Below are 541 nucleotides of genomic sequence, written 5' to 3' on the forward strand. Positions count from 1 at the left end.
ATTGCCAGAGAAAATAATATTAATACGAATCAGGTGTTTCGCTGGGTGCGGGAAGCTAAGCAGGGGCAAGCGCGTTGGGTGCGTATTGCTACTGGGTCGTTGCCTGTTGCGAAGTTGAATGAACCCTCTACGTTTTTACCGGTGGCCGTGTCATCACCAAAACCGGCTTTACCGACTACTTTATCGATTACGGTAGAGCTCGCCAACGGTCATCGCGTGACGATTAACAATGCTGATGCACAGGTGATGCGTGTGTTGTTGTCGGCATTGTCATGATCACCTTATCTCATGATTTACGCATCTGGCTGTGCGCCGGTCATACAGATATGCGAAAAGGCTTTGATGGGTTATCGGCACTGGTGCAGCATGTGCTGAAAAAAGACCCGTTTGGTGGACAAGTGTTTGTGTTTCGCGGACGCCGTGGTGATAGAGTAAAACTGTTATGGTGGGATGGTCAGGGACTGTGTTTGTACTACAAGCGATTAGAGCAAGGTAAGTTTGTTTGGCCTGCTGCCCAATCAGGGAGTGTGCACTTAACCCA

The 541-nt window shown here is 49.2% G+C and carries 2 protein-coding genes; both read left to right on the top strand.

All coding sequences use genetic code 11. The features are described 5' to 3' along the window. On the top strand, positions 1-276 hold a 276-nt coding region (locus tag KIU71_RS17705; protein ID WP_214132636.1), incomplete at its 5' end, for an IS66 family insertion sequence element accessory protein TnpB. Then, positions 273-541, top strand: a 269-nt coding sequence (tnpB, locus tag KIU71_RS17710; RefSeq protein ID WP_214132637.1) for an IS66 family insertion sequence element accessory protein TnpB, incomplete at its 3' end; no start/stop codon positions are given. The genes KIU71_RS17705 and tnpB, both read left to right, overlap by 4 nt.

The sequence above is a fragment of the Alteromonas oceanisediminis genome (assembly GCF_018474025.1).
Taxonomy (GTDB): domain Bacteria; phylum Pseudomonadota; class Gammaproteobacteria; order Enterobacterales; family Alteromonadaceae; genus Alteromonas_E; species Alteromonas_E oceanisediminis.